The organism is Mesorhizobium sp. (assembly GCF_041661565.1).
Classification (GTDB): Bacteria; Pseudomonadota; Alphaproteobacteria; order Rhizobiales; family Rhizobiaceae; genus Mesorhizobium.
Genome location: NZ_JBAZUD010000045.1, coordinates 24,359 through 31,698, shown reverse-complemented (window position 1 = coordinate 31,698; position 7,340 = coordinate 24,359). Strand labels below are relative to the sequence as shown.

Sequence of the window (7,340 nt, the reverse complement as noted above, 5' to 3'; positions counted from 1 at the left end):
ATGGTACCGTTGGCTGGGATCGAACCAGCGACCTCCGGATCCACAATCCGGCGCTCTAACCATCTGAGCTACAACGGCACGTTCGCCTGAACGGATCGAGGTTGGAAAGTCCCGCGATCTGCTCCGTCGTTCGGCGATGCGTCCTTACGGGCTAATGGATCTTAATTCAAGAGTTTTGCACGGCAAAGGTGGCTTCCCCTACGGCGTCGACTTTTCGCCAGACAAAGAAAAGGCCGGCGGGAGGAGGTGCCGGCCTTTTCCTGTTACGAGCCAGCGGGAGGAGGTGCTGGCTGGTTACCCCGGGGAGCAGAGGGAGGAGGTTCCACTCGCCGGGTATTGCTTATGGCTGATATCGTATGCATGAGAGTGCTTGATGAAAATGCGACCTTTTGTTGCATCTTCCGATCATGCGTAAACGTTAGGCAGCCTTGATTTCGTTGATCGCCTTCTCGAAGGCGGTCTTGATCGGCTTGGAGACATCCTCGGCAGCCTTGGAAGCGACGGTCTGGAAGTCCTTGGCCTGTTCGACGGTCATCTCGAAGCGCTTGCGCAGGAAAGCGGTCTGCAACTCGACGACTTCCGACAGCGACTTGGCGCCGATCAGTGCCTCGAGATGCGAGAAGCCGGCCTCGGCGTTGGCGCGCAGGGCGGAAAGGGTCTTGAGCGAGAGGTCGCTGGATACGGATTTGGCGGTTTCGAAGGTGGACTCCAGAGCCTTCTGGGTCTCCTCGGCGCCGGTCTTCATCTTGGCGTAGGCTTCCTTCGACTGCTCAACGCCCTTTTCGGTAAAAGCGCGGATCTGGTCGGTGGTCTTGGAAGCATCGAAACTCGGGAATTCAACGTTCTCGATCGTCTCTGCGGTCTTGGTCCTGGACATTTTCCATCCTTTCAGCGGCAGCGGCTTTGACAGAAAGCCGTCTCGTTCCTGTATGATGGCAATATAAAGGCAAATCTTGTGCATTGCAATATCTTTGTTGCAGTGCACCATAACTTTCTTCGTACCGTTAACCAAGAGCCCAGATTCCGCGCCTTGCACGTTTTGGCTTGTGGACCTTGGCGCCGCCGGCTTTTATTAACAAAGCGTTAACTGCAAGTTCGCCGCTCCGTGAAGGTTCGCCAAGCGCATGCCGTCCGAATATTCCTTCCTCGACGTCGCCGTGCTGGACGCGGTGCGCCAGCGCTTTGCCGCCGGAGACGCGATCGCGATCTTGTCGGCGGACCTCGAGCAGGTGATCTGGGCCAACGGGCCGGGCGCCGCGCTGTTCGGCTATCCCGACATCGAGGCCATCATCGGCACCTCGACGCAACTTCCGCTGATCGCCAGGCGCCAGATCATGGCGACCAGCGGCTTTCCAGAGATCGGCCATGACCGCGCCATAACGGTCCGGCTGGCAACCGGCATGACCAGTCGCGCCGTCGGCTTCCTGGCCAGCGCGGTAACCATGCCGGATGCCGAAAAAGCAATCATGCTGGCGGTGCCGGCGGCGCAGGCCAGTTCGCGCGGCGCCGGCGAAATCGCCGCCCGCGCCATCAGCGGCTTTACCGAGGACGGGCATTTCATCGCTTTTGTCGATGCCGGCGGCAAACTCGAAGCGGCCTCTGAAGGGTTTTCGGCGTTGGGCATCCTACCCCAGACCCTGGCCGCGCTTGTCGCTGATGTCGCCGGCGAGAGCGACCGCATCGTCAAACGGCTCGTCCCCGGCCGCACGGTTTCCTATCCGGCGGGGATGGCAAGGTTGACGGAAGAGCGGCATCTGCTGGTGGTGATCGACGAGGACCAACTCGACGACGCCACCGACGACAGATCGGCTGCGCCGGAACCAGGCCTGGTTCAAGTCGGAGCGCCGGAAGACACGGCCGCCCACCCGGTGCCGGATCAGGACAACAAGCCGGCGCTCGGTATCCCGGCAGCGGTTGCCACCGCAGATCCGATCCTGCCGGAGGAGATCGACACCAGCGTAGCGCCGGCGCCAGGCCATGACATTCCGGCGGAGCGGACCGCGGACCAGGCCGACAATGATGCCGGGACCGCCGGCGGCACGCCCGCGCAGCATGACCATTGGTATTTCAATGCCGGTGAGGACGTTGCGAGACCTGCCGCACGGGAGGCCGGGAGCGAGGTTATCGACTCTGCTGCCACAACCCCGGGAGTGCCTAAGGACGATCCGGCGCCGAGTGACGGGGCTCCGGCTGCCCCAGCCGACCCCCCGGCCCCGCGCTCGATCGACCGGGCCGCCGCGCCGCTGCGTTTCGTGTGGCGCACCGATGCCGAGGGCAAGTTCAGCGCTTTGTCGCCGGAATTCGCCGACATTGTCGGCCAGCCGGCCGCCGATGTGATCGGTCGCCGCTTCAAGGACGTCGCCGCCACGTTCGGACTCGATCCCTCGGGCGAGATATCAGCCCTCCTGGATCGCCGCGACACCTGGTCCGGCCGCTCGGTGCTGTGGCCGGTTGTCGGCACGGACCTGAAGATCCCTGTCGATCTGGCGGCACTGCCCGTCTATGGCCGCAGCCGCGCCTTCGAGGGTTTCCGAGGCTTCGGCGTTGCGCGTGCTGGCGACGCGGTCGTCGATCCTGAAGCCATCGGCATGGCGCTGGTGCCGAACGGCGAGACGCCGGCGGAGCGACCGCCGCAAGCCGTCGAAGCCGAGCCGGAGGCGCCGAAGACAGACGAGCCGCCCCAGGCATCTGACCCGTTCAAGGGTGAGGTTCCGGCGCTGACCATCGTGCCGAAACCGGAGCGCCGGTTCGCCGACAAGGTCATCCGTCTGGCTGAACACCGGCAGCCCGCCAACGACAAGGGCCTGTCGACCCTGGAACGCAGCGCCTTCCGGGAGATCGGTGAGCGGCTGAAGAAGGACAGTTCCCCGGCGGAGGCCGAGACGCCCGCTGCAGACTCCACTCAAGCGCCCGAGGCGCCCGCTGAGCCCGCGCAGTCACCTGCGGTCGGGGCCGAAATTCCGGTCGAGGCGACCGCTGGGACTGTCTCGGCGGACGATGTCTCGCGGGAGAAGCCAGCCGATGCCGGCGAGATGGCGGAGGCGGACGCAGGGGGCGAACCCGCCTTGGCCGAGCCAGCCGGGATGGATGCCGAGGATGAACAGGACCTCGCCCGGATTGATGGCGGCCACCCGCGCGACGTGGCTGACGGAAAGCCGGCGGACATCCTGCCCGACGTGGCGGGCTCACTGCTCGACTATGCCGGCCGGGAAGACGAAGCCGCCCCTGTCGCGGACAATGACGGGATGCCAGTTGCCGAACCGCCTGCGGCGCAACAGGCGAGCGCTGAACCCGCCGCGACTGACGATGATCCTGCAGCTGTCACGGCGCCCGGCGAGGCCGACGACGACAGCATGACATCCGCTGATTTTCGCGATGCGGAGGACAGCGAGGATTGGGCCGACGGCGAAGAGCCCGTCGCGGCCGATGACCATGCTTCCGATGATCGGACCGTAGCGCCGGCCGCGGAACCCGACGCCGCAGGCAAGGGGGTGGAAACACCCGCCGAACCGCCCCGCCCCGTCCCGCCGCTCAAGGTTGGTGGGTTCGTGCCTTCGGCCTTTTCCATCGGCGACGAAAGCAAGGCTCCGGACACATCGCTTCTGGCCAGATTGCCGGTGCCGCTGCTGATCCATTCCGGCGACCAATTGCACTATGCAAACGAGGAATTCCTCAACCTGACCGGCTACCCCACCCTCCACAGCCTGGGGGACGCGGGCGGCCTTGGCGCCCTGTTTGCCGATCCCTATGCCGACGACGGAACCTCCGACGGCAGCGACCGCGCGTTGCGGCTGAAGACGCGTGACGGACAGGAATTCCCGATCGAGGCCATTTTGCGCTCGGTTCCCTGGCGGGACGGCAAGGCGCTGATGCTGGTCGTGCGACGCTCCGGGGAGGATGAGGCGCCGGCGGCGTTGCACGCCTCTGGCGAGGAACAGACGCAGCCCGACATTGGCGAACTCAAGTCCCGCATCGCCGAGATGCGCACCATCATCGACACCGCGACCGACGGCGTCGTGCTGATCGGCCGCGATGGCGTCATCCGTTCCATCAGCCGGCCCGCCGAAGCCTTGTTCGGCTTCGACAGCGACGAGGTGACCGGCAAGCCGTTCGCCTCGCTGTTTGCCATCGAGAGCCAGCGCGCGGCCCGCGACTATCTCAACGGACTGTCCGAGCCCGGCGTGGCGAGCGTGATGAATGACGGCCGCGAGGTCATCGGGCGGGAGGCGCAGGGGCGCTTCATCCCGCTGTTCATGACCATCGGCCGGCTGCCCAACGACAGCGGCTTCTGCGCCGTCGTGCGCGACATCACGCAGTGGAAGCGGGCCGAAGAGGATTTGACGCAGGCGCGCGCGGTGGCCGAGCGCGCCTCCTCGCAGAAGACCGATTTCCTCGCCCGCATCAGCCACGAGATCCGCACGCCACTCAATGCCATTATCGGCTTTTCCGAGCTGATGGTGGACGAGAAGTTCGGGCCGGTCGCCAATGACCGCTATCGCGATTATCTGCGCGACATCAACCGCTCCGGCAACCATGTGCTCGATCTGGTCAACGATCTGCTCGATATCTCGAAGATCGAGGCCGGCCAGCAGGAAATGGCCTATGAAGCGGTGTCGCTCAACGACACGCTGGCCGAGACGGTGGCGATGATGCAGCCGCAGGCCAACCGTGAACGTGTCATCATCCGCTCCAGCTTCGCGTCACGGCTGCCAGAAGTGGTGGCCGACCTGCGCAGCGTGCGCCAGATCGCCCTCAACATCCTGTCCAACGCCATCCGCTATACCCAGGCCGGCGGCCAGGTGATCGTCTCGACCGCTTACGAGACATCGGGCGACGTCGTCATGCGGGTACGCGACACCGGCATCGGCATGAGCCAGGCCGAGATCGAGCAGGCACTCAAGCCATTCAAACAGATCAACGCGCTGAAGCGCGGGCGCGGCGACGGCACGGGACTCGGGTTGCCGTTGACCAAGGCAATGGTGGAAGCGAACCGCGCCAGGTTCATCATCAACTCGACGCCGGGCGAAGGCACACTGGTCGAGATCGCCTTTCCCTCCACCCGCGTGCTGGCCGAATAGGCCGGCCACCGCCCGCGCGGCAAAAGAAAAGGCGTCCGGGGGGACGCCTTAAGGGATGGGATTGCTGTCACAACGGGGCTTGAGCGAATTCTGATCCTCCGGGGATGTCGAGGAACGGGATTTCTCCCCTCAAGTTACATGCGACTATCGACGTCGGGCCTTAACAAATCCTTACCGGCCTGGCGATAAATTTACGAATGTGTACCACTCGTGAAATCTAGGTAAATTCGCGCGTCATATCTGGTTAACCATACCGCCTTGGCTCACTCGGCCAGTTGCGGCAGGCTCCTGAACAGCTCCAGCGCTTCGGGATTGGCGAGCGCCTCCTTGTTCTTGATGGCGCGGCCGTGGACAACGTCGCGTACAGCGAGTTCGGTGATCTTGCCCGACTTGGTGCGCGGGATGTCCGTGACGGCAACGATCCTGGCTGGCACGTGACGCGGGCTGGCGCCGTTGCGGATCTTGGTGCGAATGCGCTTTTCCAGATCCTCGTCCAGCACCACTCCGGCGGCCAGGCGCACGAACAGAACGACGCGCACGTCATCGTCGAAATCCTGGCCGATGCACAGCGCTTCCAGGATCTCGGGCATCTGCTCGACCTGGTTGTAAATCTCCGCCGTGCCGATGCGCACGCCGCCCGGGTTGAGCGTCGCGTCCGAGCGGCCATGGATGATGATGCCGTCATGCGCGGTCCATTCGGCGAAATCGCCATGGCACCAGACATTGTCGAAGCGCTCGAAATAGGCCGCCTGGTACTTCCTGCCGTCGGGGTCGTTCCAGAAACCGATGGGCATCGCCGGAAAGGCCCTGGTGCAGACCAGTTCACCCTTCTCCTGCCTGACCGGCCTGCCGTCGTCATCCCAGACGTCGACGGCAAGGCCCAGGCCCGGTCCCTGGATCTCACCCGTCCACACCGGCAGGGTCGGCACGCCAAGAACGAAGCAGGAGACGATGTCGGTGCCGCCGGAGACCGAGGCCAGGTGCACGTCCTTCTTGATGCCGTCATAGACGAAGCGGAACCCCTCCGGCGACAGGGGCGAGCCGGTGGAGGAAATCGCCCGCACGCTCGACAGATCATGCGTGCCAATCGGCTTGAAGCCGCCCTTGCGCACCGAATCGATGAATTTGGCCGATGTGCCGAAGAAGGTCATCTTCTCGGCATCGGCGAAGTCGAACAGCACATTGCCGTCCGGATAGAAGGGCGAGCCGTCATAAAGTAGCAGCGTCACGCCTGAAGCGAGGCCCGACACCAGCCAGTTCCACATCATCCAGCCGCAGGTGGTGAAATAGAACATGCGGTCGCCCTCGACCAAGCCGGCATGCAGCCGGTGTTCCTTGACATGCTGGATCAGCGTGCCGCCGGCGGAGTGGACGATGCATTTGGGTATGCCGGTCGTTCCAGACGAGAACAGGATGTAGAGCGGATGCGAGAACGGCAGTCGCTCGAAGGCCACGGGTTTGACGGCGAACGGCGACAACGCCTCTTCCAGCGCCATTGCCTTGTCGACGGTCGCCGCGACATCGGTCGAGGTGCCGAGATAATCGACGACAAGGACCTTGCGGACAGTGCCAAGCCTGGACGCGACCGCCGCGATCTTGTCACGAACCTCGATCGCCTTGCCATTGTACCAGTAGCCGTCGGGCACGATGAGGATGACGGGCTCGATCTGGCCGAAGCGGTCGAGCACGCCCTGCTCGCCGAAATCGGGAGAGCAGGATGACCAGACCGCCCCGATCGATGCGGCGGCCAGCATCGCGGCAACCGTCTCCGGCATGTTGGGCATCATCGCCGCGATGCGGTCGCCCTTCTTGACCTTCAGCGACAGGAAAAGCTGCTGGAGGCGCGACGTGAGCGCATGCAACTCGTTCCATGACAGCCGACGCTCGACCTTGTCCTCGCCACGAAAGACGATCGCCTCGCCCGAGCCTGTCTTCCGCAACAGGTTTTCTGCGAAATTCAGCGTGGCGTCGGGGAAGAAGGATGCGCCTGGCATCCTGTCGCCATCCACGAGCACACCCGTACCCTTGTCGCCGACAATGCCGCAGAAATCCCAGACCAGGGTCCAGAACCCCTCTCGGTCCTCGACCGACCAGCGGTGCAGTTCGGCGTAGCTGGCGAATGACGTCCCGGCCTTCGCCGCCGCGGCCTGCGTGAATGCCGTCAATGGAGCGGCGTCGATCTGGTCTTGCGTCGGGGTCCAGAGTGGTGCTTCGGCAGCCATGTTCGATCCTCCACGGTCGCCATGGCTTATGCATATCCCG

Annotated in this window: 3 protein-coding genes and 1 tRNA gene; 1 reads left to right on the top strand and 3 read right to left on the bottom strand. The window is 64.2% G+C overall.

Annotated features, from left to right (window positions below; translation table 11 throughout):
- Position 1 precedes the first annotated feature (1 nt).
- Positions 2-78: transfer RNA gene (locus WC739_RS10630), tRNA-His, on the bottom strand.
- 340 nt (positions 79-418) lie between these two features.
- Positions 419-877 (bottom strand): phasin, encoded by a 459-nt coding sequence (locus WC739_RS10625; RefSeq protein ID WP_372952988.1) that lies wholly within the window; start codon positions 875-877, stop codon positions 419-421.
- 247 nt (positions 878-1,124) lie between these two features.
- Here WC739_RS10625 and WC739_RS10620 point away from each other — a divergent pair, with 247 nt between their 5' ends.
- On the top strand, positions 1,125-5,078 hold the full coding sequence (locus tag WC739_RS10620; protein WP_372952987.1) for a PAS domain S-box protein: 3,954 nt from the start codon (positions 1,125-1,127) through the stop codon (positions 5,076-5,078).
- Between the two features lie 263 nt (positions 5,079-5,341).
- Here the strand turns inward: WC739_RS10620 and WC739_RS10615 are convergent, their stop codons facing one another.
- Positions 5,342-7,300, bottom strand: a complete 1,959-nt coding sequence (locus WC739_RS10615) for an acetoacetate--CoA ligase (RefSeq protein WP_372952986.1) — start codon at positions 7,298-7,300, stop codon at positions 5,342-5,344.
- Positions 7,301-7,340: the final 40 nt, after the last annotated feature.

What these genes read in the sequence shown, in the direction of transcription:
- WC739_RS10625 (WP_372952988.1), bottom strand. Translation starts at nt 877, where the DNA reads ATGTCCAGGACCAAGACCGCAGAGACGATCGAGAACGTTGAATTCCCG.
- WC739_RS10620 (WP_372952987.1), top strand. Translation starts at nt 1,125, where the DNA reads ATGCCGTCCGAATATTCCTTCCTCGACGTCGCCGTGCTGGACGCGGTG.
- WC739_RS10615 (WP_372952986.1), bottom strand. Translation starts at nt 7,300, where the DNA reads ATGGCTGCCGAAGCACCACTCTGGACCCCGACGCAAGACCAGATCGAC.